Source organism: Metabacillus idriensis (assembly GCF_050483325.1).
GTDB classification, from domain to species: Bacteria; Bacillota; Bacilli; order Bacillales; family Bacillaceae; genus Bacillus_P; species Bacillus_P idriensis_A.
On sequence record NZ_JBCMYF010000012.1, the window covers coordinates 80687 to 107032 of the forward strand.

Annotated in this window: 26 protein-coding genes; 18 read left to right on the forward strand and 8 right to left on the reverse strand. The window is 41.6% G+C overall.

Annotated features, from left to right (window positions below; translation table 11 throughout):
- Positions 1–69: 69 nt before the first annotated feature.
- The gene (locus tag ABEQ24_RS08850; RefSeq protein WP_430006443.1) at positions 70–1557 is read right to left on the reverse strand and encodes a sodium:solute symporter family protein; all 1488 of its coding nucleotides are present in this window, start codon (positions 1555–1557) and stop codon (positions 70–72) included.
- Positions 1557–1757 (reverse strand): DUF3311 domain-containing protein, encoded by a 201-nt coding sequence (locus ABEQ24_RS08855; protein WP_430006444.1) that lies wholly within the window; start codon positions 1755–1757, stop codon positions 1557–1559. The genes ABEQ24_RS08850 and ABEQ24_RS08855 overlap by 1 nt, the downstream gene beginning before the upstream one ends.
- Positions 1758–1995: 238 nt before the next feature.
- On the opposite strand from ABEQ24_RS08855, the gene ABEQ24_RS08860 reads away from it, so the two are divergent.
- The 13 genes from ABEQ24_RS08860 (at position 1996) to ABEQ24_RS08920 (ending at position 15804) form a co-directional block, all read left to right on the forward strand.
- A complete protein-coding gene (locus ABEQ24_RS08860) occupies positions 1996–2346 on the forward strand; it encodes a flagellar basal body rod protein (RefSeq protein ID WP_430006445.1) in 351 nt (116 codons plus the stop codon).
- 18 nt (positions 2347–2364) lie between these two features.
- The gene (locus tag ABEQ24_RS08865; RefSeq protein ID WP_430006446.1) at positions 2365–3009 is read left to right on the forward strand and encodes a PspA/IM30 family protein; all 645 of its coding nucleotides are present in this window, start codon (positions 2365–2367) and stop codon (positions 3007–3009) included.
- A gap of 232 nt (positions 3010–3241) precedes the next feature.
- Positions 3242–3970 (forward strand): cell wall-active antibiotics response protein LiaF, encoded by a 729-nt coding sequence (liaF, locus tag ABEQ24_RS08870; RefSeq protein WP_430006447.1) that lies wholly within the window; start codon positions 3242–3244, stop codon positions 3968–3970.
- Positions 3967–5007: a sensor histidine kinase gene (locus tag ABEQ24_RS08875; RefSeq protein ID WP_430006448.1), complete on the forward strand. Its 1041-nt coding sequence runs from the start codon at positions 3967–3969 to the stop codon at positions 5005–5007. The genes liaF and ABEQ24_RS08875 overlap by 4 nt, the downstream gene beginning before the upstream one ends.
- Positions 5000–5632, forward strand: a complete 633-nt coding sequence (locus tag ABEQ24_RS08880; RefSeq protein WP_430006449.1) for a response regulator — start codon at positions 5000–5002, stop codon at positions 5630–5632. Before ABEQ24_RS08875 ends, ABEQ24_RS08880 begins: the two co-directional genes overlap by 8 nt.
- Before the next feature lie 170 nt (positions 5633–5802).
- On the forward strand, positions 5803–7110 hold the full coding sequence (locus ABEQ24_RS08885) for a protoglobin domain-containing protein (protein WP_430006450.1): 1308 nt from the start codon (positions 5803–5805) through the stop codon (positions 7108–7110).
- A 931-nt stretch (positions 7111–8041) separates the two neighbouring features.
- Entirely contained in the window at positions 8042–9106 is a 1065-nt protein-coding gene (locus tag ABEQ24_RS08890) for a putative 2-aminoethylphosphonate ABC transporter substrate-binding protein (protein WP_430006451.1), read from the forward strand.
- Between the two features lie 64 nt (positions 9107–9170).
- Positions 9171–10178, forward strand: coding sequence for an ATP-binding cassette domain-containing protein (locus ABEQ24_RS08895; RefSeq protein ID WP_430006452.1), 1008 nt, complete (start codon positions 9171–9173; stop codon positions 10176–10178).
- 6 nt (positions 10179–10184) lie between these two features.
- Positions 10185–11942 carry a putative 2-aminoethylphosphonate ABC transporter permease subunit gene (locus ABEQ24_RS08900; RefSeq protein WP_430006561.1) on the forward strand — a complete coding sequence of 586 codons (1758 nt, stop codon included), beginning with the start codon at positions 10185–10187 and terminating at the stop codon, positions 11940–11942.
- The gene (gene phnX / locus ABEQ24_RS08905) at positions 11943–12740 is read left to right on the forward strand and encodes a phosphonoacetaldehyde hydrolase (RefSeq protein ID WP_430006453.1); all 798 of its coding nucleotides are present in this window, start codon (positions 11943–11945) and stop codon (positions 12738–12740) included.
- Positions 12733–13845: a 2-aminoethylphosphonate--pyruvate transaminase gene (phnW, locus tag ABEQ24_RS08910; protein ID WP_430006454.1), complete on the forward strand. Its 1113-nt coding sequence runs from the start codon at positions 12733–12735 to the stop codon at positions 13843–13845. Before phnX ends, phnW begins: the two co-directional genes overlap by 8 nt.
- Complete coding sequence (locus tag ABEQ24_RS08915; protein WP_430006455.1) at positions 13842–15020, forward strand: saccharopine dehydrogenase family protein; 1179 nt, start codon at positions 13842–13844, stop codon at positions 15018–15020. Before phnW ends, ABEQ24_RS08915 begins: the two co-directional genes overlap by 4 nt.
- Before the next feature lie 16 nt (positions 15021–15036).
- Positions 15037–15804 (forward strand): DeoR/GlpR family DNA-binding transcription regulator, encoded by a 768-nt coding sequence (locus ABEQ24_RS08920; protein ID WP_430006456.1) that lies wholly within the window; start codon positions 15037–15039, stop codon positions 15802–15804.
- A 42-nt stretch (positions 15805–15846) separates the two neighbouring features.
- On the opposite strand, the gene ABEQ24_RS08925 is transcribed toward ABEQ24_RS08920, so the two are convergent.
- Positions 15847–16866: an NADP-dependent oxidoreductase gene (locus ABEQ24_RS08925; RefSeq protein WP_430006457.1), complete on the reverse strand. Its 1020-nt coding sequence runs from the start codon at positions 16864–16866 to the stop codon at positions 15847–15849.
- A gap of 106 nt (positions 16867–16972) precedes the next feature.
- Here ABEQ24_RS08925 and ABEQ24_RS08930 point away from each other — a divergent pair, with 106 nt between their 5' ends.
- The 3 genes from ABEQ24_RS08930 to ABEQ24_RS08940 all read left to right on the forward strand — a co-directional run bounded on the left by ABEQ24_RS08930 (position 16973) and on the right by ABEQ24_RS08940 (position 19736).
- Complete coding sequence (locus ABEQ24_RS08930; RefSeq protein ID WP_430006458.1) at positions 16973–17320, forward strand: GNAT family N-acetyltransferase; 348 nt, start codon at positions 16973–16975, stop codon at positions 17318–17320.
- Positions 17321–17582: 262 nt separating this feature from the next.
- Positions 17583–18299, forward strand: coding sequence for a 5-formyltetrahydrofolate cyclo-ligase (locus ABEQ24_RS08935; RefSeq protein WP_430006459.1), 717 nt, complete (start codon positions 17583–17585; stop codon positions 18297–18299).
- An 87-nt stretch (positions 18300–18386) separates the two neighbouring features.
- Positions 18387–19736: an amino acid permease gene (locus ABEQ24_RS08940; protein ID WP_430006460.1), complete on the forward strand. Its 1350-nt coding sequence runs from the start codon at positions 18387–18389 to the stop codon at positions 19734–19736.
- A 25-nt stretch (positions 19737–19761) separates the two neighbouring features.
- On the opposite strand, the gene ABEQ24_RS08945 is transcribed toward ABEQ24_RS08940, so the two are convergent.
- From ABEQ24_RS08945 to ABEQ24_RS08960, 4 genes are all read right to left on the reverse strand, one after another.
- The gene (locus tag ABEQ24_RS08945) at positions 19762–20373 is read right to left on the reverse strand and encodes a DedA family protein (protein ID WP_430006461.1); all 612 of its coding nucleotides are present in this window, start codon (positions 20371–20373) and stop codon (positions 19762–19764) included.
- A gap of 85 nt (positions 20374–20458) precedes the next feature.
- Positions 20459–21271, reverse strand: coding sequence for a YihY/virulence factor BrkB family protein (locus ABEQ24_RS08950; protein WP_430006462.1), 813 nt, complete (start codon positions 21269–21271; stop codon positions 20459–20461).
- 120 nt (positions 21272–21391) lie between these two features.
- Complete coding sequence (locus tag ABEQ24_RS08955; protein WP_430006463.1) at positions 21392–22183, reverse strand: endonuclease/exonuclease/phosphatase family protein; 792 nt, start codon at positions 22181–22183, stop codon at positions 21392–21394.
- A gap of 2 nt (positions 22184–22185) precedes the next feature.
- Positions 22186–23826, reverse strand: a complete 1641-nt coding sequence (locus ABEQ24_RS08960) for a PTS transporter subunit IIBC (RefSeq protein ID WP_430006464.1) — start codon at positions 23824–23826, stop codon at positions 22186–22188.
- Positions 23827–24261: 435 nt separating this feature from the next.
- On the opposite strand from ABEQ24_RS08960, the gene ABEQ24_RS08965 reads away from it, so the two are divergent.
- Complete coding sequence (locus ABEQ24_RS08965; protein WP_430006562.1) at positions 24262–25329, forward strand: nitric oxide synthase oxygenase; 1068 nt, start codon at positions 24262–24264, stop codon at positions 25327–25329.
- 247 nt (positions 25330–25576) lie between these two features.
- On the opposite strand, the gene ABEQ24_RS08970 is transcribed toward ABEQ24_RS08965, so the two are convergent.
- Positions 25577–25852, reverse strand: coding sequence for an acylphosphatase (locus ABEQ24_RS08970; protein WP_430006465.1), 276 nt, complete (start codon positions 25850–25852; stop codon positions 25577–25579).
- A gap of 78 nt (positions 25853–25930) precedes the next feature.
- Between ABEQ24_RS08970 and ABEQ24_RS08975 the strand changes: the two genes are divergently transcribed.
- Positions 25931–26338 carry a GNAT family N-acetyltransferase gene (locus ABEQ24_RS08975; RefSeq protein ID WP_430006466.1) on the forward strand — a complete coding sequence of 136 codons (408 nt, stop codon included), beginning with the start codon at positions 25931–25933 and terminating at the stop codon, positions 26336–26338.
- The last annotated feature ends 8 nt before the right edge of the window (positions 26339–26346 follow it).

A 26346-nucleotide genomic window follows, 5' to 3' on the forward strand; every position in this document is an offset into this window, starting at 1 on the left:
CCAATTCTTTAAAAGCTAATGAAGATAAAAAAACAGGTACATCTCCATTAAGAAATGTACCTGTTTCTGTTAAGCGCCTTTTCTTATAGTTTCATGCTCATTTTTTTTATGAAAAAGGTAGGTGAAAACATGGTTTGTTTTTGCAGTAAATATTGGATTTAAGATAAAAAGCGTCAGGAAGTTTGCTGATAATCCCCAAAACCCTTCATAAACTCCAAACGAAAGGCCTGTACCATATACTGTGAACGTTACTGCTAATCCAACGATCAGACCGATAATGGTTGCTTCTTTCGTCTGCTTTTGCCAGAACAGACTTAGCACGATAGCAGGGAAGATCTGAACCATCCCGGAAACACCAAGCAGCTGCAGAGATACAAGAGCTGTCGGAAACAACAACCCGAAGATTAAGGCTAAACCGATGACGAGAAATACCATACTTCTTGTAATTAGAGTAAGCTTTGCAGGCTTTACTTTAGGATTGATTAAATCTCTATAGATATTATTTGCGAATAAATTCGATGCTCCAATAGCCATAATGGAGCACGGAATGAGAGAAGCAAGGGCAATGGTTGAATAAGCAAGGCCCTGTGCAACTCCGCCATAGGATGTCTGAATCAGCGTCAGCAGTGCAAAACGCGGATCCGTATCTCCTGGAAGTACAAGGAATGCAATGAAACCCAAGAAGATGACAAGGATTAAAACAACATTATATAAAGGCAAAAAGATCGAATTCTTGCGAATGGCATCTGCACTTTTAGCAGTAAATACACCTGTAGCAGCATGAGCCCACATAAACAAAGCGAGAGATGAAACAATGGCCGCACTTGAGAACCACATTAATCCTTTTGGTCCTGATTCAGGAATCGTTAAAAGCTGAGGCGCCTCTGCCGCCACTTTATCAATCATCGGTGTCCATCCCCCGAAGTGAATGATAGGAAGAGATGCTACCATGAAAAGCATGATCGCCCATACAAGAACATCTTTAATAATGGCCGTGTAAGTGGGACCTTTGATTCCGCTGAAAAATGTGTACAGTGCAACCAGGAAAAAAGAGGTAATTACAACCACGGTTACATTGATATAGCCAGTTCCTGCAACACGCAGAGTATCCATAATTCCGCTTAACTGTAAATCAATATAAGGAATCAGCATAAGCACGCCGACGATGGCGATTAAGGATGATAGAAGCTTGCTGTCAAAGCGCTCGCGTGCATAATCGGCAAGTGTTGTCAGCTGAAATTCTTTTGCCACCTTCCAAAGCTTTGGAAGGAAAAAGTAAGCGATAAAGTAGGCCAGAACAGAATATGGGATGGCGAAAAAGGCAATGCTTCCTGCCTGAAATGCTGTACTGGTTAAACCTAGAAAGGTATAAGCAGTGTATAGATCGGCACCTACTAAAAACCAGACAAGCAGTCCTCCAAATTTTCTGCCGCCAACCGACCACTCTTCAACAGAGCTTCTTGAAGCTTTATCTCGCCCGGCTAAAAAACCGATTAAAACAACCGTTAAAATGATGAAAATTGTAATACTGAGTGCTGTAACATTTCCTTGCTGCATTATTCATGACCTCCCTGATTCTTTTGCATTCTAAGGATCCCCCACGTGCATAACGGAGTCAGGGCAATCCACAGGAAAAGCCAGAAGTGCAGGAGCGGCAGCCCGAGTATGATCGGATCAATCCTGTTTACAAAAGGAAGCAAGATAATCTGTAAAAATGGGATAAAAATGAGAATTCCAATCAAATATTGTTTTTTCACAAAAATGCCTCCTGAAATTTCATAGTTGAATGTTCATTATGATAACAAGGAAAGAAGTATTGGACAAGAGGGAATTTTTAAAATTATATAAAAATTTAATATATTAGATGAGATATTAAAGAAATAGCCGGTCTCATTGCAGGCTACGCCTCAGGTCTTAGTACAAAATAAAGCTCAGGCTCGTTATGGGAAAACCGCATGGAAGGTAGGATAGAGATATAGAAAGGAGGAACAGAAAATGAAAAAATTCGGTTTATTGATCGCAGGGGGGATTGCAGCCATAGTCCTGCTTGCAAACCTTGCCCCAATGCTTGCACTGGCCATCAGTCTTGTTATCCTCTATTACTCGTATAAAGGATTCATGAAGACAGATTCAACTGGAATGAAAGTTTTCTGGGCAATCGTCTTAATTATTGCCTTATGTGCATCGGCATCGAATCTTCCAGCCGTACTTGGCGCGGCTGCAGCTTACATCCTATACGTTGTTTATAAAAAGTGGAACAACAAAGAAAAGTCATCTTTTAAAGAATCAAGCGACCCATTCACTAATTTTGAAAGACAATGGGCAGAAATGAACAAAAACAAATAATAGAAAGAGGAGAAAAAAATGAGTAATTTGTTTACAAGAATAAAGGAAACAATCACTGCAGACTTAAATCAAATGCTGGATCAAAAAGAACAGAAGAATCCAATTGCTATGCTGAATCAGTACTTAAGAGAATGTGAACAGGAAACAGATAAGGTCCGCAAGCTCGTGGAAAGACAGTATTTATTAAAAGAAGAATTCACCCGCGAATTTAAAGAGGCAGAGCACCTTACTGAAAAACGCAAGCGCCAGGCAGAAATTGCAGCACAGGCCGGCGAAACAGAACTGCACGAATTTGCAGTGAGAGAACATGAACAATACAAGGAGCGGACAGCAAGACTGAACGAGTCCCTCAAAGAAGTAACCGCTCAATTAGAAAATCTTGAACGCAAGTATGAAGAAATGAAGCATAAACTAAAGGACATGTATATCAAGCGCATGGAACTGATGGGCCGTGAAAATACAGCCCGTGCCTCTCACCGCATGAACAAAGTATTAGACAGCAGCAGCGAGTCAGCCGGTTCTCTTGGACGCTTTGACGAAATGGAAACCTATCTTGAACGCTTAGAGCACCAGGTCAATACAGGCTATCACCGCAATACAATTGATGGAAGAATTGCACAGCTTGAAAAAGAACTTAAAAAAGAAGATTCTATTGCACAATAAAAACATGGTATTCTAAAGAAGGCGTAGATTTCTGCGCCTTTTTAAAGAAATAAGAAAGTATAAAATTTTGCGCTTCGATGTCTAGTTCCATCGCTCAGGCTCCTCGGTCAGAACGGCTCCGAAAGTATTGGCAAAAAGCGCCTTTTCTGTCGGATCCTTATCTGTCTGTCGGAGCTAAACAGGCGCTTGCACTTTTCTTCACCAAATTCAGCAAGTAAGGAGGTAAGCCCATATGCTCAAAAAAGCGAACGCCGATATGATGACCTATATATTGCTCATTGGAATCGTTCTGTTAATGCTTGAAGTCCTGTTTGATCATGGTGGGCTTATCTTTTTTCTGATTTTCTCATCGATCTGCATCTATCTTGGGAAAAAACGCCTTGCCAGAAAAACAGGGAAACTTCTCTTTTGGTTTGGCTTAATCAGTTTGATTATCACAGTCATCAATTTATGGGCGGTCAAATTTCTGATTTTCGCTATCGCCATTTATTTATTGTTTCAATACCATCAATCTAAAAAAACACCTTCGGTTATTACACCTGAAATAAAAGAGTCGATTTTACTGAAAAAAGAAGATGTCCTTTATAAGAAGCCATTGTTCGGCAACAATGTTTTTGGCCAGCAGACTTCTGCTGAAATCTATGAATGGAATGATATTAATATCCAAAGCGGGATCGGGGATACCATTATTGATCTCAGCAATACGGTTTTGCCTAAGGAAGAATGCATCATTGTGATCCGGAATGTTATCGGAAATGTGAAAATTCTTCTCCCATATGAACTTGATGCCTCGTTTCAGCATTCATCATGGGCCGGAGCTGTTTCTATCTTTGAACATCGAGAGCCAAAGGTCTTTAATCAAGTTGTTTCGTATCAGACAAAAGGCTACGAGGATGCCGTGCAAAAGGTAAAAGTGGTGACATCTTCCATTGTCGGTGATTTAGAGGTGAAAAGAATATGAGCAGTATTTTTCGCCAAATGGCTTTAGGTGCAGCCATTTCTTTTTCTGTTCTCATCTTCTTGTCTGTCAGTTTTTTTGACTTGTTTCCGCTGAATGACTGGAGTGTCTTATGGCAAAGCGAAATGTTTGATCTTCCTTTTATTTATTTCGTTCCTGCCGTCAGTCTGCTGATAGGCATGTTTCTTGGCCTGCTCTCAGGTATCTTTCTGCGCAGCGATATTGTCCAGCTGTCAGATGGACTCTCACAGCTGGAACAGGGAAAGTTCACAGATGCCGCTTTTAACCGAAAGTCAGGTGAATTTGAAAAGATCTGGCTGCATCTCCGCAATCTTCAAAAGCATATGACAGAGCAAACTAAGCTTTCTCAAAAGCTCGCAAACGAAAAAGCAGAAGAACAGGAGAAACGCATTCAGAAAATCGTATCCGAAGAGCGCAACCGGCTTGCAAGGGAGCTTCATGATTCAGTCAGTCAGCAGCTTTTTGCCGCATCTATGATGATGTCAGCCGTTAATGAATCAGCAGATCATCGCAGCGAGGCAGAAAATAAACAATTAAGTATGGTTGAGCAAATGATTCATCAATCACAGCTTGAGATGAGAGCTCTGCTCCTGCATCTCAGACCGGCAGCCCTCAAAGGAAAAACGCTCTATGAAGGAATGCAGGAACTCTTAGAAGAACTGCAGCAGAAGGTTCCGATGGAGATTTCATGGAAAATGGAAGAGATGAAGCTTGATAAAGGAATTGAAGATCACCTTTTCCGGATTCTGCAGGAATGTGTTTCAAATACTCTTCGCCACTCAAAAGCGGAAACACTTGAAGTGCTTTTTATTGAACGGGATGATTTGATTTTGCTTCGAGTGATGGATGATGGCGCAGGATTTAAAGTAGATGCTGCCAAAACAGGAAGCTATGGCCTTCAGAATATGCACGAGAGAGCAGCCTTGCTTGGAGGCACGATGAAAATTGTGAGCTTCCCCGGAAAAGGAACGAAGCTTGAAGTGAAAATACCAATTGTAAGGGGTGAGAATAATGATTAAAGTTTTATTTGTAGATGATCATGAAATGGTGCGGATCGGTGTTTCCTCCTATTTAGCCGCTCAAAGCGACATTGAAGTAGTTGGTGAAGCAGATAACGGCTTTACAGCAATTGAACTTGCTCTCGGACTCCGTCCTGATATTATCTTAATGGATCTTGTCATGGAAGGAATGGACGGGATTGAAGCAACGAGACAAATCATCGAGAAATGGCCTGAAGCGAAAATCATTATTGTCACAAGCTTTCTGGATGATGAAAAAGTGTATCCTGCCCTTGAAGCAGGTGCAACAAGCTATATGCTGAAAACATCCAAAGCAAGCGAGATTGCAAATGCAGTCCGGAATACATTCCACGGGCAATCTGTTCTTGAACCGGAGGTCACCGGGAAAATGATGATGAAAATGCGTCAAAAACCTGTTCACCACCCTCATGACGAACTGACGGCACGTGAAATGGAAATTCTGCTGCTCGTTGCAGAAGGAAAAACAAATCAGGAAATTGCCGATGAATTATTTATTGCATTAAAAACAGTGAAAACACATGTCAGCAATATCTTAAGCAAGCTTGACGTGCAGGATCGCACACAAGCGGTTATATATGCATTTAAGAATTCCCTTGTTCAATAAAGCTTGCAGGGGTCCATAGAGTGATGAGAAAGGGCAGATCGCAAATGATTTGCGCTTTTTTTATTGTTTTTGGGACTTTAGTTTTATCTTTTTCTGCCGATAGTAGGAATAGAATGTCATTTTTACAAATGGAACGTTATTTCACTAATTGAAAATAAGGGGTACTTAGCATGCTGACACTTTTCTCAAAAAAACAACCGGCAGTAACATTCAATCCTGTCATGGGATTTCCTGAAGATAAACATATGGTAGTTGTTGAAGATAAAGAATTGTCTTCAAGGCTTGCATATATGGGTTATACCAATGAACAGCTCGAAACATTAAAGGAACTGAAACCTGTTGTCATGCCTCTTCTTGATGAGCTCCTTGAAACAGTGCTGAATCACTTATATAAGCAGCCTGCCCTAAGCAGGATTGCGGGAGATCATTCCACTAGAGCGCGGCTTAAAGCTGTGTTTGTTGATTATTTTAAAAGTCTTCTGAGCGGTGAAATGGATGAACACTTTTTTGAGATGAGAAACCGCATCGGAGGTACGCATAATAGAGCGCACTTGCCTGTTACATGGTTTTTGTCAACCTATTCGGCAATCAGTTCTCTGCTGATTCCAAAGGTCGTTCAGGTGCTTCAAACGGAGCCGGAAAAACTCTCTGTGGCACTGCTCGCTATCACTCATGCTATTAATCTCGATTCACAGCTTGTAGTGGATCACTATATGCAAAAAAGAATGAATGAGCTGAATGAGATGAACGAAGAAAATGTAAACCTTCAAAGGGAGCTGTCTTCCATCAGCCAGGAGATGGCCGCATCAGTTCAGATTACGGATTCTACGATGAACGATACAAGCTCAAAGGCCGAACAAATCCGCGAAGAAATTCAATCCACTCAAAAGAGCAGCAAAAACCTGCTGAATTTGACGAACAAAAACGAAGAGCAAATGGACGAAATGGTGTCAGCGTTTGGAGAGGTTATTGCAAAGGTGGAAAGCTCACTTGAGGGAATTGGAGACCTCAAAGGCATTTCAGACAAAATTACGAGGATGACAAAAGAAATCGAAGGCATAGCCGATCAGACAAACCTTCTCGCATTAAATGCCTCTATTGAAGCGGCACGCGCAGGCGATCACGGAAAAGGATTCGCAGTTGTTGCAAGCGAAGTCAGAAAGCTTGCAGAGGATTCAAAAAGAACAAGCAATGAAATCAACGCCCTAATCTCAAACAGCAACAAACATATGGACACCATCGTCACCATCATGAGTTCTATGAATGAGTCCACTCAAACCTCTCAATCTCAAATCCAGCAAGTACGGAGCGGGCTTGTCACAGTAAAGATGGAGATGGAGAATTATATGGAGATGTTCAGCAGAAACACAGTCGATTTGGATGCTATTGTCGTTTCCATTCAGGAAATCAATAAAACAACAGAGAGTTTGTCAGACTTGGCAAATGTCCTTCTTCAAAAAGCGGAGAGCAAGATGTAATTTAGGGAACCTGCATTTTTATATGCGGGTTCTTTTTATTTGGCTGTTTTCGCATAGATTGTTGTTTTTGTTTATATTGTGCAGAAAAATAGAATCAAATGAATGCTATGATTCCACCATTTTGGATTTTGCGCTGAAAAGTGGAATCAACCGCATGTTATGATTCCACTATTTTGGTTTTTGCGCGGAAAAGTGGAATCAACCGCATGCTATGATTCCACCATTTTGGTTTTTGCACGGAATAGTGGAATCAACCGCATGTTATGATTCCACTATTTTGGTTTTTGCACCGAAGAGTGGGATCAACCGCATGCTTTGATTCCACCATTTAAGTTTTTACACGGAAAAGTGGAATCAACCAATTCCCTCTATTCTCCAGAAGAAGTCAAGTTCCTTCCCCTGCACCACTTATGAGTATAACTTCTAGCCTAAAAGCAACAATCCTTAAGAAAAGAGCCTTTTATTTATATAAACGTTAAGGGCTGCCCGATAAGTCTCTAAAGTCTAGCAGGCAGGAAAAACTTCTGTTTTTCCTGCCTGCTTTTCTATGAATATAAGTAGTGGCGTCATTCGCCGAAGTGCCGCCAGTTTTAACGTTGAAAAGCAAAAAGAGTGGCGTCATTCACCGAAGTGCAGCCAGTTTTAACGTTGAAAAGCAAAAAGAGTGGCGTCATTCACCGAAGTGCCGCCAGTTTTAACGGTGCAAAGCAAAAAGAATGGCGTCATTCAGCGAAGTGCCGCCATTTTTGAATGAGCGAGGTACTAAAAGAAGGGACAGTCCAATAAGTCAGCATACACTTTTTTAGTTAAAAACAAATAAAAACAACAACAAATCACACAAAACAAATTCTTAACTTCACGTTAATATTCGCTTAATATTGTGGTTTTATATTGTACTTGTAAGGAAAAATACGAATCGGGGAGATAAACAATGAAAAACCACATTCTTAAGCTTTTCGTTTTACTTATGTCTTTCGCGTTGTTGGCTGCTTGCGGATCTGCTGCTTCGAATGGAGAAGCAAACAAAGACGCAGAAGGTAAACTTACGGTATACACAGCTATTGAAGAGGAACTTATTCCAGAATACTTAAAATCATTTGAGGAGAAATACCCGAATATTGAGTTGAATATTGTTCGGGATTCAACCGGAATTATTACAGCTAAGCTTTTAGCTGAAGGAAAAGATACTGAAGCAGATGTTGTTTGGGGACTTGCTGCCTCAAGTCTGCTTGCGCTGGATGGAAAGGAAATGCTTGAAGGCTATACTCCAAAGGACTCAGATAAAATTCTTCCGGAATATAAAGATGACAGTCAGCCTGAAAAATGGGTTGGAAACACAGCGTTTATGACCGGAATCGTTGTAAACGAAGTGGAGCTTGAAAAGAAAAACCTGCCCATCCCAAAAACGTATGAAGATTTAACAAAGCCTGAGTACAAAGGGTTAATCGTTATGCCACACCCTGCATCATCAGGAACAGGATATTTAACAGTCAATGCATGGCTGCAGATGATGGGCGAGGAAAAAGGCTATGAATATATGGAAAAGCTGCATGAAAACATAGGTACTTACACACATTCAGGGTCAAAGCCTGCTAAGTTATCTGCATCCGGCGAGTATCCAATTGGAATTTCATTAGTTTACAGCGGTGTTACTCAAAAACAGGACGGTGCACCTATAGATGTGATTCTCCCTAAAGAAGGTTTGGGCTGGGATGTTGAAGCGAATGGTCTTATTGCTAAAAATGAGAAGAAAAATGAAGAAGCTGCAAAAGCTTTCTTAGATTGGGCCATTACAGAAGATGTCATGAAGAAATATTACGATGCAAATGGATTTTCAACAATGGAGAACAAGTTTGAAAAGACTGAAGGATTCCCTGATGGTGTACAAGATAAAATGTACAAGGACAATGACCTGAATTGGGCTGCGGAAAACCGCGATAGGATCCTTAAAAAGTGGGAAGCGGAATTTGGTGAAAAAGCAGAACCAAAAGAGTAAGAAAATGAGGATAGGGCGGGAACTTAGTTTCTCGCAAAATCCATTTAGAAAGGCTGGGGCAAAGATGCCGAATTCCTATCTGAAGGTTGAAGGAATAAGTAAAAAATTCAATCAGTTTACAGCTCTTGACAATGTGTCTTTTGACATAAGGAAAAACGAATTTGTTTGTCTGCTCGGTCCTAGCGGATGCGGAAAAACAACCCTGCTGCGCATCATTGCAGGACTTGAAGAACCAAATGCAGGCCGTGTTTATGTGAATGGAAAAGATATGACAGAATTGCCGCCAGCTAAGCGAAACTTCGGAATCGTGTTCCAATCCTATGCGTTATTTCCAAATCTGACTGCTCTTCAAAATATTGAATTTGGACTGAAAACGCGCAAATATCCGAAAAAAGCGGTGAAAGAGAAAGCACTGGAGGCTTTGAATCTAGTAGATCTTCTGCATGTTAAAGACAAATTTCCTGCACAGCTCTCAGGCGGTATGCAGCAGCGGGTTTCGCTTGCCAGAGCGATTGCGCTTGAGCCGGACTTTCTGTTGCTGGATGAACCTTTATCGGCACTTGATGCAAAAGTGCGTGAAAAACTGCGCTATGAAATTCGCGCCATTCAAGAAAAGATTGGGATCACAACGATAATGGTTACGCATGATCAGGAAGAAGCATTAACAATGGCAGATCGGATTGTCGTCATGAATCATGCTCAAATCATGCAGGCGGGCACTCCGCAAGAAGTGTACCATCAGCCGAATCAGCCGTTTGTAGCTAATTTTATCGGCTCTATGAATTTCTTGAATTCTGGCACAAACCAAATGATGGCGATTCGCCCAGAGCATGTCCTGGTTACAAATGATGACGGAGCAAATGCAGTAATTGAGGCAGTTGAATTTAAAGGTGCAGTCTATCGGGTGAAAGTGAAAATTACTGAAAAAGAATCGAAGCTGTTCAATCAGAAGCTGCTTGTTGATTTATCTGCTCATATGGCGCACCGCATGGATCTTTCGAAGGGGAAATCTTTGAAGATTTCGCTGCCGGATCATCGATTGTTAGCCTACAAAGAACAGGTGGTTGTCTAAATGGAGATGCGAATCCCCACTGCACACTCAAAGCTTTCATCTAATAGACAAAGACGGCAAAAAGCAGGACTAAATGAATGGCTGCAGCGTTTGCTCTTGATTTTCTCACTATTAGCTGCTGCCGGAGTATTGGTACTCCCATTATTGACGCTGTTTGTCCAAGCATTTATTGACAGTGATGGCATCTTTATCGGACTGAATAATTTTATCAGCTACTTTCAATCGGAAATTTTAGTTCAATCTCTGCAAAACACAGTCTTTGTTTCAAGCATCACGACAATCCTTGCAGTAGGTCTGGCATTTGTCTATGCATTTGCAATCACCAGGACAAACGTATATGGAAAAGCAATCTTTCGGTATTCTGCTTTGCTTCCGTTATTTGCACCTACGATGATGCACGGAATTGCCCTGATGTATCTATTTGGCAATCAAGGATTGATTACAAATGGTTTTTTCGAAACGATTCCTGGGTTTAAGATCGATTTATATGGTCCAGTCGGGATCATTATGGCCGAAACCATTTATACCTTTCCACAAGCCTTTCTGATTTTAATGGTTGCATTATCAGGTGCCGATCAGCGTTTATATGATGCGGCTGACTCTATGGGCGCAAGCGGGATAAAAAAGTTTTTCACTATTACACTTCCATCAGCGAAGTACGGCTTAATCAGTTCTATTTTTGTAGTGTTTACGCTTAGTTTTACAGATTACGGGGCTCCCAAAATAGTAGGAGGCCAATATAACGTTCTTGCTACAGATGTCTATAAGCAGGTCATTGGCCAGCAAAATATGGGAATGGGTGCCACTGTCGGCATGGTTCTCATGCTTCCGGCGTTACTCGCTTTTGCGGTTGACCAGATGTCACAGCGGAAACAGCAAGGAGCTGCGAGTTCAAAAGCAGTTCCTTATCAAATAAAACGAAATCTTCTAAGAGACCGTTTAGCATTTCTCTATTGCTCTGGCATTTCCTTAGCGGTTTGCGTTTTGTTTTTAGCTGTTTTCATTGCTGCCAGCGTGAAAATCTGGCCATATAACATGACATTTACGTTAGAACATTTTGCCTTTGACAGCTTTACGGGCGATGGCTTAACAGCTTATAAAAATAGTTTGCTTGCTGCGGTCCTGACAGCGATCTTCGGAACGATTTTCACGTTCATTTTTGCTTATATGATTGAAAAATTCAGAGGAATGATTGGACTCCGGAAATTGAGCACCTTTTTATCTCTGATTCCGCTTGCCGTTCCCGGTCTAGTCATTGGGCTCGGGTACATCTTTTTTTTCAGCAGGCAAAATCTATCAATCTTTGGATATACGATAGCAAATCCGTTTCATTTCCTGTATGGAACCATTGCCATTATTGTCATTGCAAATATTGTTCACTTTTATTCTGTTTCGTTTATTACCGCAACAACCGCACTGAAAAAACTGGACAAAGAATTTGAGCTCGTATCAGAGTCTATGGGCGTTCCGTTTTATAAAACCTTCATGAAGGTGACGGTTCCAATGTGTCTGCCTGCCATTCTTGAAGTAGCAATGTATTATTTTGTGAACGCGATGGTGACAGTTTCAGCAGTCATATTCCTATATACAGCAGATTTTAAACTTGCTGCAGTATCAATCGTCAATATGGATGATGCCGGAAATCTAGCTTCAGCCGCTGCCATGAGTATATTAATTGTTGCAACGAACATTCTTGTCAGGGTTGCCTATGAACTGATTGTAAAATGGATGAAAAATCGTAAATCACTGAAGGAGGAACTATAAATGGGGAAAATTGAAGGTGTCATTTTGGATTGGGCAGGAACAACGGTAGATTATGGCTGCTTTGCACCGCTTCAAGTGTTTATAGAAGTTTTTCTGAATCGGGAAGTGAGCATTACAGCAGAGGAAGCACGCAAACCAATGGGGTTATTAAAAATTGATCATATACGGGCACTTTGCGAAATGCCGCGCATTAAAGAAGAATGGGTAACTGTTCATGGTCAGGAACCGGCTGAACAGGATATTGAAAAAATGTACGAAGAGTTTGAAACGATTATATTTGATATTCTTCCGCAATTTACAACGCCTCTGCCAGGTGTGATTCAAACGGTACAAAAGCTTCGGGAGCAAGGCTTGAAAATTGGCTCTACTACAGGATACACAAAAGAAATGATGAAAATTGTAGCGCCTCACGCAAAGGAAAAAGGTTATTTTCCCGATTATCTTTTTACTCCTGATGATGTAAAAGCGGGTCGCCCATATCCATGGATGACCTACATGAATGCAATCGAAATGGGCATTTATCCAATGAACAAGCTAGTAAAAGTCGGTGATACCGTTTCAGACATGAAAGAAGGCATCAATGCTGGCATGCGGACAGTAGGAGTGATTCTTGGAAGCAATGAGCTTGGACTGACAGAAGACGAAGTGAGCAGGCTAGACCCGGACGAGTTAAAGGAAAAGATGGATGAAGTCAGGGAGCGATTCTATGAAGCTGGTGCGCATTATGTGGTGAATGAATTTGCAGAACTTGTTCCTTTACTGGAAAAAATAGAAAAGGGGCTGACAGAACATGAATAATCCATACTTGCTGTTAACACCTGGACCTTTATCCACTTCAAAAACTGTCCGTGAGTCGATGCTGAAGGATTGGTGCACGTGGGATAAAGATTATAACACAATCGTTCAGGATATTAGAAAGAGATTAACAGCTCTTGCAGCGCCGGGTTCAGAAGAATACACGGCTGTTCTTATGCAGGGAAGCGGAACGTTTTCCGTAGAATCTGTCATTACAAGTGTGATCCCGAAAGAAAATGGGAAGCTCCTTGTTGCATGCAACGGTGCATATGGCGAACGAATCGCTGACATGGCGGTTATCCTTGGGATCCCAGTGATCATTTATAGATCAGATGAGCAAACCGTTCTCGATATCGAATCCATACAAGATTTGCTTGAAACACATAAAGATCTTACACATCTTGCTGTCGTGCATTGTGAAACGACAACAGGAATGCTGAATCCAATTGAAGATATATGCCGTCTCGCAAAGGAGTATGGACTAATCACGATAGTTGATGCAATGAGCAGCTTTGGCGGAATTCCGATTGATGTCTCCGCCTTGAAAATCGATTATTTGATAAGCAGCGCTAATAAATGCATTCAAGGTGTTCCTGGTTTTGGATTTATCATTGCGAAAAAAGAAGAGCTTGCTGCATGTAAAGGAAATGCGAGATCTCTGTCCCTTGATTTATATGATCAATTTGAAACAATGGAAAAGCATAATGGAAAATGGCGATTTACATCACCGACACATGTTGTCAGAGCTTTTTTTCAGGCACTAATTGAGCTTGAAGAAGAGGGAGGTGTGTTGGCAAGATATGAGCGCTATAAAGAAAATCAGCGCCGACTTGTCGATGGTATGCAGGAAATGGATTTTGATGCACTGCTGAATCAAGAAAACCAGTCCCCGATCATTACGGCATTTTTGTATCCTAAAGACGCTTCATTTACATTTGCAGGATTCTATGAAGCATTAAAGCAGAAGGGATTTGTCATTTATCCCGGGAAAATTTCTAAACTGGACACCTTCAGAATCGGAAACATCGGCGAGGTTTCTCCCGAAGATATCAATCGATTATTATCGGCAATTAAAGAGACAGCAAAAGAAGAGGCTGTGAAACTATGAAAGTATTTTGTTTAGGCGGTGCAGGGAAAATATGCAGAGAAGCGATTTTAGATTTAGTGGAGCATTCCGAATTTGAAAAAATAACAGTAGCAGATTTCAATGAAGAAGAAGGCAGGAAGGTTGTTGAGTGGCTGAATGATCCGCGAGTCGATTTTGTCAAAGTGAACGTGTTTGATCATGAGGATACAGTCTCCAAAATTCGGGGTTATGATATTGTAATGGATGGCACTGCCATAACGCTGAACGGAAAATCAACAGCTTGCATCGCAGAGGCTTGCTGCCATGGCATTAATTTAAACGGTTTTGGCGAAGAGGATTCTCAGCACGAATTATTTCAGAGCAATGAAAAAACGTGTCTCCCCGGTTTTGGCATGACGCCTGGCCTGACTCAAATGATGGCTATGCATGCTGCAAATCAGCTCGATACAATAGAGTCTGTAAGAGTCAGCCACGGTTCTTTCCGCCCGATTGCGTTTTCTCGTTCGATAGCAGAAACAACATCCTATGAATATGATCCTAATCTTCCATCACGGGTCGTTTTTGAGGATGGTGAGTTCATCCAAGTGCCTCCGTTTGCGAGACCAATGGAGATTGAGCTTCCGCAGCCATATGGAAAAGGTGTGCAGTATATTATTCCACACTCAGAAACGAGAACACTTGCTCAAGCCTTAAAGCATAAAGACGTTCAGTTAATCGAAGTTCGGGGAACGTGGCCGCAGCAAAATATGCAGCTAGTGCGGGCATTATATGATTATGGTATTTTGCGGAATGATAAATTCATCATGAACGGTACAGAAACAGGAATTATGGATTGTATTTCTGAGTATTTATATCAATCAAAAGAAGGATCAGAAACTGAACTCTATGGCTATGCTCTTCATATCCAGGTCATTGGCACGAAAGATGGCGAAAGAGTGGAACACATCCTGATTCATACGCACCCTTCTTCAGATGGCACTGTTCAAGGCTGGGAAGGATTAAGAGCCTATACCCGCAACGTAGCCATTCCATTTGCCATTGCAGCAGAATTGATAGCAAAAGGCGAGGTTAAGAAAAAAGGAATTGTGATTCCGGAGGATGCATTTGCTGATCCAGTGAAAATATTTAATCAATTAGAAAAGCGTGGTATATTTATCCATGAAGAGATCAATAAATTGGATGAAAATAATCGTTAATATAGGAGTCTGAGGAATGTCTTTATTAGCAGAAGAAAGAAAACGGGTCATTGCGGAGCTAATAGAAAAACAAGGAAAAGTGAAGGTCAATGATCTTGCAAAGGATTTTGACGTATCAACTGAAACCATCAGGCGTTACTTAGAAGAGCTTGAAACTGAAAAAAAACTGAAAAAAGTGTATGGAGGCGCCGTGAAAATTTCTGAAACAAAGGAAGAACCGGCACTTTTTGAACGGGAAATCATAAGAATTGAAGAAAAGCAGTGCATTGCAAACAAAGCAGTGTCTTCTATTAAGAAAAATGACGTAATTTTTATCGACGAGGGAAGTACAACCTTGCAGATGGTGAAGCCATTATGCGATTGTCCGAAAGTGACGGTCATAACCAACTCCTTTCCGGTCGCATCGCTTTTGATTTCTTACTCGAACAAAAATCAATTTGATGGAGAAGTTATTTTTATCGGCGGAAGCGTAAGAAGCAAGCATTACCGTTCCTCCGGGGCGCTGGCAGAGCAGATGGCAAAGGAATTTTTCGTAGATAAAGCTTTCATTGCAATAGATGGAATCTCGGCTGATGACGGCATAACTTGCTATGATCTTGAAAAGGCCGTTCTTTCAAAGATAATCATTCAAAATGCAAAAGAGGTTTATGTTTTAGCTGATCACTCTAAAATTGGTTCACGGGCCAACTATAAAATGGTGTCAATTGAAAACGTGGATAAAATCATTTCCAATGCTGACCTTCCGGCAGATTGGGATGTTCCGTGTGAGTGGATTCAATGTTAAAAAAGTCGACCATTATCGGTCGACTTTTCGTAATAAGGGGGATTATTTTACAGCTGGTTCAGCTATTTTAACAAGCTGCTTACCAAGATTCGTTCCTTCAAACAAGCCAAGGAATGCCTGTGGGATATTTTCAAAGCCTTCTACGATGGTCTCTTCGTATTTCAGTTTGCCTTCCTGCAGCCAGCCTGCAAGTTCTCTTGCGCCTTCACTGAAGCGGGAAGAGAAATCGCCGACTACGAATCCCTGCATGAGGACGCTTGATTTAATCAATGTTGTTTCAATGCGGGGACCTAGGTCAGTGCCGTCTGAATTATAAGTTGAAATTGCACCGCAGACTGGAATTCGCGCAAATTTATTCAGTTGTTTATGAACAGCTTCAGAAATTTCTCCGCCTACATTGTCATAATAGACATCCACACCATTTGGGCATGCTTCTTCAAGTGCTTTTCCTACATCTTCTGTTTTATAATTAATGGCGGCATCAAATCCAAGTTCATCAATCAAATACTTGATTTTTTCATCTGAACCCGCAATGCCGACAACTCGTGCACCTTTAATTTTAGCGATTTGGCCAACTGCAGAACCAACTGCTCCTGCAGCACCTGAAACAACGACTGTTTCGCCTTCTTTCGGTTTGCCGATATCAAGCAGACCAAAATACGCTGTTAACCCAGGCATGCCAAGGATGCCAAGGTAGGCTGAAATGGGTGCGATGGAAGGGTCAATTTGGCGGACCTCTTTTTCCGCTGCCACAGCGTATTCCTGCCAAGGAAGATTGCCGATGACGATATCCCCCTGCTTTAATTTGCTGCCTTTAGAATCGACAACCTCACCGACCACTCCGCCTGAAATCGGTTCATTCAGCTGAAAAGGCGCCACATAGGATTTGCCCTCATTCATTCGGCCTCTCATATATGGATCAACTGATAAATACAGAGTGCGGATGAGAACTTGTCCTTCTTCTGGTGTAGGCACAGGCACTTCTGCATATTGAAACGTCCCGGCTGCTGGTTTTCCTGTTGGACGATCTGCAAGCAGTATTTGTTTTTGTGAATACGTCATTTTTTCATCCTCCTGATATCGTTTTTATTAACGTATCACCTTGCAGCGGACAAGGCAAAGAAAGAGCCTTTTAAAATGTTCTTATGAAGAAGAAAGAGGGAATAACATGATTACAGTAAAACGGTTGGATTCTTTAATGACTGAAGAGCTGTCAAAACTTTTAGAGGAAAGTAAACGGGATGGATTTCGTTTTCTCGAAAGACTCGCTGCTGATTATCAATCAGGGGATAATATGTTTAAAAAGCCAGGTGAGCTGCTTCTGGGTGCATATCATAATGAAACACTGATAGGCATAGGAGGCATAAATCAGGATCCATATTCACAAAATGAAAAGGCTGGACGTATAAGAAGATTTTATGTTTCAAAAGAACATAGAAGACAAGGTGTGGGCGAACTTATATTAAGAGCTCTTTTAAAGGAAGCTGAAGGTTTTTTAAGAAATAAGAAGGTATAAAATTTTGCGCTTCGTTGTCTAGCTCCATCGCCCAACTCCTCGGCCAGAACGGCTCCGCCAGTAAAGGAAAAAACGCCTTTACTGGCGGATCCTTATCTGTCTGTCGGAGCTAAACGGGCGCTTGCACTTTTCTAAATGTCGCGGTTCTCAGAACAGATACTCAGGAAGCGTCCCTGTTTTACAAGCAGGCGGGATTTATAGAAGATGATCGATATGAAAATTCAACACATCATTTAAATTTGATGCGAAAGGGGGACATTTCATGAAAACGAAGGACGAAATTCGCCATGATAAATGGGAAAGGCTTGAGAAAGAGAAACTTGGAGGATTTCCGTTTCCTTTGAAAAATAGAATTCCGAATTTTAAAGGAGCAGCAGCAGCTGCAGAATATGCCGCGCAGCTTGAAGTATATAAGAAAGCGGAAGTCATAAAAATAAATCCTGATGCGCCGCAGCTTCCTCTTCGCGCCCGTGTCATAAAAGACGGAAAAATACTTCTCGTTCCGACGCCGAGGTTAAAAGCAGGTTTTATTATGCTGAAAAGAGAATGGGTACCTGATGGGGAAGAGCGCAGAGCCGTCAGCATAAAGAATATGAAAGAATACGGGAAAGAAATTCCGTTATCAGAGCTGCCGGGGGTTGACTTAATTGTGGCCGGATCTGTCGCTGTTCATAAAGATGGAAGAAGAATCGGCAAAGGTGAAGGGTATTCGGATCGCGAGTATGCCATCATGAGGGAGCTTGGAAATCCTCATGTTCCGGTTATATCAACTATTCACAGTATTCAAGTGACAGAGGAAGAGTTTGAAGTGGATACATATGATTTGCCTGTTGATTATATCGTTACAGAGCTCGGTGTGATGGAAACGAACACACCATACAGCAAGCCGGACGGGATTCACTGGGATAAGGTGACGGAAGAGGAAAAAATAGAGATGCCTGTTTTAAACGAGATTTGGGAGCTGACGAAAAACACCTAAATTTCAGGCAGTTTTCACGTTTCTGCTTTTTTGTTAAGATAACATGTACTGCAAAAGAGCATAGAACATGAGTAAGGAGAGACGAGCATGAGTTTAAATAATGAAGAGCCGGCTAAGGGCAATGAATTAGCCAGAGGGCTTAAAGCAAGGCATGTGACGATGATCGCCCTTGGCGGTGCGATTGGGGCAGGTATTTTTCAGGGAAGCAGTTCATCCATTGAGCTTGCTGGACCCGGAGTCATTTTATCGTATTTATTAGCGGGTATTATTTTATATTTTGTTATGCAGGCAATGGCTGAGATGGCTGTTCAGCAGCCTAAAGCGAAAACATTAAGGGATTTGATTCAGACAATTCTCGGTCCATATGCAGGATTTTTTGCAGGATGGATTTATTTCATCAGCTGGATGCTTGTTATGGCGGCAGAAATGGCAGCTGCAGCCGGTTTTTTGAAATATTGGTTTACTGATACGCCGCTATGGCTGCTGTCGTTGATTGTTTCTATCTTGATTACTGTTATTAATTTGTTTGCGGTTAACATCTTTGGAGAGACAGAGTACTGGCTTTCTGCTTTAAAGGTATCTGTGTTAACCCTGTTTATTTTACTTGGAGGAGTTCTGCTTTTTGCGGGCTTTAATGGAGAAAGTGCTGCAGGATTTGGAAACCTTACAGAACACGGCGGATTTCTGCCATTTGGGATATCCGGTATTGCTGCTTCCATGCTAGTTGTGATGTTTTCATTCGGCGGCACCGAAATGATCGGGATGACGCTTGGTGAAACGGAAAACCCGGAAAAGGTGATTCCAAAAGCTGCACGCAGTGTAATCATCCGTATCTTGGTCTTTTACGTCCTTCCGATTCTTGTTATTGTCAGTCTGATGCCCTGGGATGAGGTTGGTAAGCAAAGCCCGTTTGTCACGGTTTTTGACACGCTGGGCATTCCATATATTGGAGGATTTATGAATTTTGTCCTGCTGACTGCTGTGATATCCGCGGCAAACACCGGGATGTATGCTGCATCACGTCTCCTGTACACACAGGCTTTGGACGGAAACGCACCGGCGTTTTTCTCGAAGTTATCTTCTAAACGTGTGCCTGTCAGAGCGCTGCTTGCGAGTACTTCATTCTTATATATAGGAGTCATTGTGGCTGTATTTGCTGAAGGGGAAACATTTGGATATCTAATGGTCGTACCCGGATACGCGATTTTAACTATTTGGATTTTGCTTACAATTGCCCATTTGAAAAGCAGAAAACAAGGTGCAGAGCTAAAAGGATTTTACGTAAAAAGCTATCCATATACATCATGGTTTTCATTAATCGCTTTACTTGCCATTCTAGTTGGAATCCTAATCACTTCACCGCCAATCGGGACGATAATCACTTTGTCGATATGTATCATTTTGACGCTGATTTACTTGTTTGGCGCAAAAAAATAATCCAAGGGGAATCCCCTTGGATTTTTTATATTTCTTGACTAGAAGAACTGGCTGGATCTGGGCAATCCTTCTTCTTGTAGACAAAACGGTACAGTAGGAAGAGGACAATTGCTAATCCGGCAGCAATCATAATGTAAGTCTGCATATCTGACATGAAAGCAGAGATTGATTTTAGATTGCCGATCTGTCCTAGCCATAACATCGTGATATTCAGAGGAAATACCCCTAAAAATGTAAGTCCGGCAAATGGCAAAGCCTTTACTTTTGAAAGGCCCGAAACGTAGGAAATATAGTTGCCGATTCCTAAAGGACGCGCAATGGCAATGCTCCATAGACCGCATTTTTTGAACCAGCGCTGTGTTTTCTCGAATGTTTTTTTCTTTTTGGTCAGCTTCTTTTTCATTTTATGCTCTAATTTATATCCAATCCAATAAGGAATAAAACTGAATACCGTGTAAACCGCACTGCCTAAAAAGGCAATCCAGATTAATTGGAGAATCGATAAATCCAGTAAATAGCCATATGCAAGGGTTATAAGTGAACCTGGAAAAGGCAGGGATGAAGCTTCAATCGCAAGGCCCGCCATAAGACCCCATATTCCAAACTCCCGCAGCAGATTTATGATGAAATCTAACATGAGATCTCTTTTCTCCTCTCTTTCGTTTTCTTACTGTGAAAATACCCGCTTCCATAAATATCAAACTGGTACATTAAGGAGAAAATCAATCCGGACAGAACTTCTTCTTTCTTCGGCAGACGCGCATGGCATTTATTTCTCCGCCAAGCAGAATGGAGAAAGCGGTGAAATAGAGCCATATGAGCAAAATAATAATGCCTCCCAAACTTCCATATGCAGCGTTGAAGGCTTTGAAATTATCAACGTAAAAAGAAAATCCGTAAGAGCTGATGCTCCAGAGGGATGTTGCTAAGAGGGACCCGAAATAGATATCAAAAAAGCCAAGCTTTTCATTTGGCGCAAAATAATACAGAGCGAGCAAAACTAAATTAATCATGAAAAATGAAATAAACCATCTTGCCTGATTCAGCAGCGGATTCATATTTTCAAGAAAAGGTGCATAGCGTGTCAAGGTGTCAATGATGACTTTTCCGAATACTGGAAGAAGCAGGGCGATTGTAATCGTAATAATAAGTCCTGCTGCCAAAAGCAGAGCATCTATGCGGACTTTGATGTAAGCACGGGTTTCTTTAATCTCAAGCGCCCGGTTGAAAGCCCTGATTAAAATATGAGTTGCGTTGCTTGCAGACCAGAGCGCTGCGATCAGGCCAAATGCAAGGATGTAGCTGTTTGTTTCCCCAAACAGACTTCTGATCTGTTCTGTAAGCAGCTCAGCCGTTTCAGAAGGCACGTAGTGATTAATCCACGTTAAAAGCGGTGTGACATCGAGTGAGAAGTAAGGGAACATGGCGATTAAAAAAATCAGCAGCGGAAAAAGGGACAATAATAAATAATAGGCAATAACTGCTGATAAGTCGTTTAATTCGTGCTGGTGAATTCTTCGTAGCAAATCTTTCATAGTTGACCTCCCTATAACCTTCTTAATTTCCCCGTGAGCCATATAGGATAAACGTAAAAGAAAGAAGAAAAGATGACAAAATGCAAAAAAAGCTGCCTCTTTATAAGAAGCAGCCTTCATTTACATGCTAAGCTCTGTCTCCACACCATAATGATCTGAAACGACAGGTTTATGTTCACCGTTGAAAATAACCTTTGATGACTGCACTTTAACCTCATCACTTGACAGAATCAAATCAATGCGCAAATCCAGTTTATTTTCATCCCAGCCGGCAATTTTGCCTTTGACAGTTATGCCTGAATCTTTCTCTTCAGCCAGTGTATACGTATCATATAAACCGCTTGAAAGAAGGTAATCATATCCTTCATCCCTTATTTCAGCGCTGTTATTGAAGTCACCCATTAAGAAGAACGGATGAGACCGGTCGAGCTTTTGAAGAAGAGAATCAAGCTGGAATTTGCACGGCTCCTCTTCGTCATGCCACCAGCCGAGATGACATGAGTAGAAGGAGACCAATTTCTCATTGTATTTGATGGTCGCACGCACGATCGAGCGTGTTTTCCAGTAAGAGGCATCTTGTCCTTTTGTCACGCAGAAGACCTCTGAATCCACTATAGGATGTTTGGTCAGAATCGCAAGACCCTCTTCATACCCGGGATATCCGATATGGGCAAAACCCCAGACAAACTCGTAATCGGTTACCCCAAGCTGTTTTAATTCATCGAGAAGAACTAACGCATAATTGTTCTTTTTAACTTGATCATAGACGATAACTTCATCTTCAAGCTGGCTGACTTCCTGAAGGGCAATCACATCAAATGATCTTTCCTGGATCGTTTTAGCCAGCGTTTTGATTTTCTCCATCTGGTTTTCTTCTTGCCAAGAGTGACAATTAAGCGTTAATAAATTCATGGTTAAGCTCCTAACGTATCTTGAATATCAGATTTTAAAACATCTGCTTTCGGTCCGTAGATTGCTTGTACACCTTTGTCTTTAATGATTAAGCCGAGAGCGCCATTTTCTTTCCATTTCGCCTCGCCTGCAACTTTGCCTGAATCTTTTACTGTCACACGAAGGCGTGTCATACATGCATCTACATCTTCAATATTACCAGATCCGCCAAGCAAAGTAATGATAGCAGAAGCTTGTGAATCGCTGTTTACTGCAGAAGTCCCTTTAGCGGCAGGCTCTTCAGAATCGATGTAGTTTCCGTTGCGTCCCGGAGTTGGGAAGTTGAATCGTTTGATCATGAAGTTAGCGATTCCAAAGTTAAGGCCGAAGAATACTAAACATGCTAGAACAAAGTTCACAATATCCATCCATAAACCAGCTTTGATGATCATTGGAGTACGGGTTAATAGCTCTATGAAACCAAATGAGTGAACACGGATGTCGATAATATCAACAATTGCAAAAGCAAGACCTGTTGTAATAGCGTACACAATATACAGGAGTGGAGCAGCAAACATGAACATGAATTCGATAGGCTCAGTTACACCTGTTAAAAATACTGCAAGACCTGCAGATAAGAACATTGATTTGTATTTCGTGCGTTTTTCTTTGTCAACATTTCGGTACATAGCATAAGCAATACCGATAAGTGATGCTGTAGAAAGAATCATTTGTCCAACTTTAAAACGTGCTGGAGTAACGTCGTTTAACAATTGGTTATAGCTTGCAGTATCTCCTGCAGCAAGGAAGTTATTTAAGTCAGCAATCCATGCAAGCCATAAAGGATCCTGACCTGAAACTGTTGAACCGGCGCTTCCGCCAGTTAAGATTTCGTAAGTTCCGCCAAGAGAGGTATAGTTCATCGGCACTGTCAGCATATGATGCAGACCGAACGGAAGAAGCAGACGCTCAAGGGCACCGAAGATAAATGGCGCAACAACTGGAGCTGTGTTGCGTGAAGTAGCAATCCATTGACCGAAGTCGTTTAACAGACCTTGAATAAATGGCCAGATGAGTGATAAAACAACAGCTGTTACAACAGATCCGCCGATTACTGCGAAAGGCACAAAGCGCTTGCCGTTAAAGAACGAAAGTGATTCTGGCAGTTTGTTGTAGTTGTAATATTTGTTGAACAGGTTTGCACCAAGGAAACCTGCAATAATCCCTACAAATACTCCCATGTTTAATGCAGGAGCACCTAAAACAGATGTAAAGTAATCTTTAACAATTAATTCTTGTCCGAATAAAGAGTTTACAGTAGCTTCAGGATCAGCAAGCATAGCAGAGTTAACGCCGAAAATGGCTCCTGTAATACGGTTAATCAGAACGAATGCGATTAATGCAGCGAATGCACCGCCAGCGCGTTCCTTAGCCCAGGAACCCCCGATGGCAACTGCAAACAGGATGTGAAGATTGGTAATAATGCCCCATCCGATGTCTTCCATTACTCGTGCAATCGTTTGCACGAGCGTGATGTCTCCACCTGACATGGCGATTAATTTGCCGAGTGAGATCATAATACCGGCTGCTGGCATAACTGCTACAACAACCATTAAGGCTTTTCCGAATTTTTGCCAGAAATCAAACGATAATAAATTCTTCATCTTTTGCCCTTCTTTCCCTAAATAAATATAATTTTTGTAAACGAATTCATTACTAGGCAGAATTGCTTACTTATTTTTTATAATAGATTCGTGCAAATAGGAGTGCAACAATGTGCAATCGCTTGCATAAACCTTATTTTAAATAAAGGGCTTTCATATTGCAACAAAAAAATGATAAGTTTTTCATATTTTTATAGAATATCTTTTTTGCAGGGTTAGAATTTCTTGATGCATATGAATTAGTCACGATTCTTTTCATATATATTTTTCCCATATAGAAAAGTTCATGAAAGTTTTGATTGTAGTAAAAGTATGCTTCAATAGAGATGCTATACTGTAGGGATATCGGATAGGCTTTTTTTATAAAACGGGCGCTTGCGCTTTTCTTATACGTTTGTTATTTAGGAGGTTGTCGTGGCTACTCAACTTGAATATATGATTGAAGCAGAGCAATTCATCAGGCAATGCTATCATGAGCTCGGCAAAACGGAAGAAGAAACCGTTTCCCGTCTCTTGCAAATCAAGTCTCTGCTGAGTCATGAGGGTCAGTATCAATTAACGTTTGAAGAACTTGAGCATGGGGCTAAGATGGCTTGGAGAAACAGCAATAAGTGCATTGGCCGTTTATTTTGGAACACGCTTAGAGTGGTCGATGCAAGAGAGCTTGCTGCGGAAGAAGAAATCAGGGACGCACTGTTTTCCCATATAGAATATGCTACAAACAAGGGACGAATCCGTCCGCTGATTACGATTTTTAAGCCGGAGAAAGATGGAACTGCGCCAGTGCGGATCTGGAATCATCAGCTGCTTAGATATGCAGGCTATGAAACAGATTCTGGAATTGTCGGTGATCCAGGATCCATCGCTTTTACAAAGCAGTGCGAAGAACTTGGATGGAAGGGCGAAGGGACGGACTATGATTTGCTTCCTCTTGTCATTCAGGCAGTAAATCGGGAGCCGGTATGGTTTGAAATCCCTTCTGATATTGTGCTGGAGGTTCCAATCTCGCATCCTCAATACCCGGAGTTCAGTGATCTCCATGCGAAATGGTATGCCGTTCCAATTATCTCTGACATGAGCCTTGAAATAGGCGGGATGACATTTCCTGCAGCTCCGTTCAATGGCTGGTATATGGGAACAGAAATCGGCGCAAGGAATCTGGCGGATGAGGCCAGGTATAACATGCTTCCAAAAGTCGCTTCGCTATTGGGCCTTGACACCTCATCCAATGCGACACTTTGGAAAGATAAAGCACTTGTAGAACTCAACATTGCTGTTTTGCATTCTTATAAAGAAGCTGGTGCAAGCATTGTTGATCATCACACCGCTGCTCAGCAATTTAAGAGATTTGAACATAATGAAGTGTCAGAGGGGCGCTGCGTGACCGGAGACTGGACTTGGCTGATTCCGCCAGTGTCCCCGGCGACAACTCATATTTTTCATAAGCAGTATGAAAATAAAATCATCAAGCCGAACTATTTTTATCAGGATCGTGCTTATTAGGACAAGCTCTTGAGGGGGCTTGTTTTTTTATGGTAATTAGGAGGAGATTGGAAAAAAGAAAGTGTTTAAGTCATTTTGGAAAGTATTTAATTGATTTCCGCATGTAAAAAGGGCTTTTTGGTAAGTATTAGCGCGGTTTTGGAAAGTAAACTGAAAACAGGTTGAAGATTTTGCCAGGTGCGAATAAAAAAAGACCATTTTCATGGTCCATTTAGTGAGCGTCTGCTTATTTTATTCAGTTGTAAATTCAATGCACAATCTTAAACTCAGAAAACGTCTCTGGCTGAAGCTCCCCTTTTACTGAAATGCCGTCTACCTCAGCAAAACGATTGCCTTCCTTCAAATCCTTCAGGAAATCTTCCAATTGCTTGTCCTCTCCCTGAACCATCATTTCAACCGTTCCGTCATCTCTATTCTTCACCCAGCCTGTCAGTTCATGGGAAGCGGCAAGTTTCTGGGTGTGAAAACGGAAACCGACTCCCTGTACCCGGCCAGCTGCGACGATATTTAACGTTTTTATCATGAAATCGCCTCCTAATGTCTCTTTTCCCGTTGGTTACCTATTATAATCAAAGTAAAAGATAAAGAGGAGCTGCTGCAGATGGAATGGCAGAAAAACGAATACCTCGTGTCAGACGATCAAACCTTGCTGCAAATTGAAAAGATTGATTCTTGGATCAGTGAGTCATACTGGGCAAAAGGCCGCTCTAGAAAAGCGATAGAAGAGAGCATTCAGCACTCTTTGTGCTTCGGAGTGTACGATCAGAATGGCAGACAAATCGGATTTGCCAGAGTCATAACAGATCAGGCAGTCTTTTCATGGATCATGGATGTCATCATCGACCAGGAATTCAGAGGACGCGGGCTTGGGAAGTTCTTAGTGGAATGCATCATCAGCCATCCCGTGATCAAAAAGACGAAAATGGGCCTTGCCACCAAGGATGCTCATGATCTTTACAGACAGTTTGGCTTTGAAACAGAAGAATGCATGAGAAGACCGCTAATCTAAGAAAAGCG

Bases quoted from the DNA above. Each gene is read 5' to 3' on its own strand.
- ABEQ24_RS08850 (WP_430006443.1), bottom strand. From the start codon at position 1,557: ATGCAGCAAGGAAATGTTACAGCACTCAGTATTACAATTTTCATCATT.
- ABEQ24_RS08920 (WP_430006456.1), top strand. From the start codon at position 15,037: ATGTCTTTATTAGCAGAAGAAAGAAAACGGGTCATTGCGGAGCTAATA.
- ABEQ24_RS08930 (WP_430006458.1), top strand. From the start codon at position 16,973: ATGATTACAGTAAAACGGTTGGATTCTTTAATGACTGAAGAGCTGTCA.
- ABEQ24_RS08945 (WP_430006461.1), bottom strand. From the start codon at position 20,373: ATGTTAGATTTCATCATAAATCTGCTGCGGGAGTTTGGAATATGGGGT.
- phnW (WP_430006454.1), top strand. From the start codon at position 12,733: ATGAATAATCCATACTTGCTGTTAACACCTGGACCTTTATCCACTTCA.
- ABEQ24_RS08950 (WP_430006462.1), bottom strand. From the start codon at position 21,271: ATGAAAGATTTGCTACGAAGAATTCACCAGCACGAATTAAACGACTTA.
- ABEQ24_RS08960 (WP_430006464.1), bottom strand. From the start codon at position 23,826: ATGAAGAATTTATTATCGTTTGATTTCTGGCAAAAATTCGGAAAAGCC.
- ABEQ24_RS08880 (WP_430006449.1), top strand. From the start codon at position 5,000: ATGATTAAAGTTTTATTTGTAGATGATCATGAAATGGTGCGGATCGGT.
- ABEQ24_RS08915 (WP_430006455.1), top strand. From the start codon at position 13,842: ATGAAAGTATTTTGTTTAGGCGGTGCAGGGAAAATATGCAGAGAAGCG.
- liaF (WP_430006447.1), top strand. From the start codon at position 3,242: ATGCTCAAAAAAGCGAACGCCGATATGATGACCTATATATTGCTCATT.
- ABEQ24_RS08925 (WP_430006457.1), bottom strand. From the start codon at position 16,866: ATGACGTATTCACAAAAACAAATACTGCTTGCAGATCGTCCAACAGGA.
- ABEQ24_RS08865 (WP_430006446.1), top strand. From the start codon at position 2,365: ATGAGTAATTTGTTTACAAGAATAAAGGAAACAATCACTGCAGACTTA.
- ABEQ24_RS08885 (WP_430006450.1), top strand. From the start codon at position 5,803: ATGCTGACACTTTTCTCAAAAAAACAACCGGCAGTAACATTCAATCCT.
- ABEQ24_RS08935 (WP_430006459.1), top strand. From the start codon at position 17,583: ATGAAAACGAAGGACGAAATTCGCCATGATAAATGGGAAAGGCTTGAG.
- ABEQ24_RS08975 (WP_430006466.1), top strand. From the start codon at position 25,931: ATGGAATGGCAGAAAAACGAATACCTCGTGTCAGACGATCAAACCTTG.
- ABEQ24_RS08895 (WP_430006452.1), top strand. From the start codon at position 9,171: ATGCCGAATTCCTATCTGAAGGTTGAAGGAATAAGTAAAAAATTCAAT.
- ABEQ24_RS08900 (WP_430006561.1), top strand. From the start codon at position 10,185: ATGCGAATCCCCACTGCACACTCAAAGCTTTCATCTAATAGACAAAGA.
- ABEQ24_RS08860 (WP_430006445.1), top strand. From the start codon at position 1,996: ATGAAAAAATTCGGTTTATTGATCGCAGGGGGGATTGCAGCCATAGTC.
- ABEQ24_RS08890 (WP_430006451.1), top strand. From the start codon at position 8,042: ATGAAAAACCACATTCTTAAGCTTTTCGTTTTACTTATGTCTTTCGCG.
- ABEQ24_RS08955 (WP_430006463.1), bottom strand. From the start codon at position 22,183: ATGAATTTATTAACGCTTAATTGTCACTCTTGGCAAGAAGAAAACCAG.
- ABEQ24_RS08875 (WP_430006448.1), top strand. From the start codon at position 3,967: ATGAGCAGTATTTTTCGCCAAATGGCTTTAGGTGCAGCCATTTCTTTT.
- ABEQ24_RS08970 (WP_430006465.1), bottom strand. From the start codon at position 25,852: ATGATAAAAACGTTAAATATCGTCGCAGCTGGCCGGGTACAGGGAGTC.
- ABEQ24_RS08940 (WP_430006460.1), top strand. From the start codon at position 18,387: ATGAGTTTAAATAATGAAGAGCCGGCTAAGGGCAATGAATTAGCCAGA.
- phnX (WP_430006453.1), top strand. From the start codon at position 11,943: ATGGGGAAAATTGAAGGTGTCATTTTGGATTGGGCAGGAACAACGGTA.
- ABEQ24_RS08965 (WP_430006562.1), top strand. From the start codon at position 24,262: ATGATTGAAGCAGAGCAATTCATCAGGCAATGCTATCATGAGCTCGGC.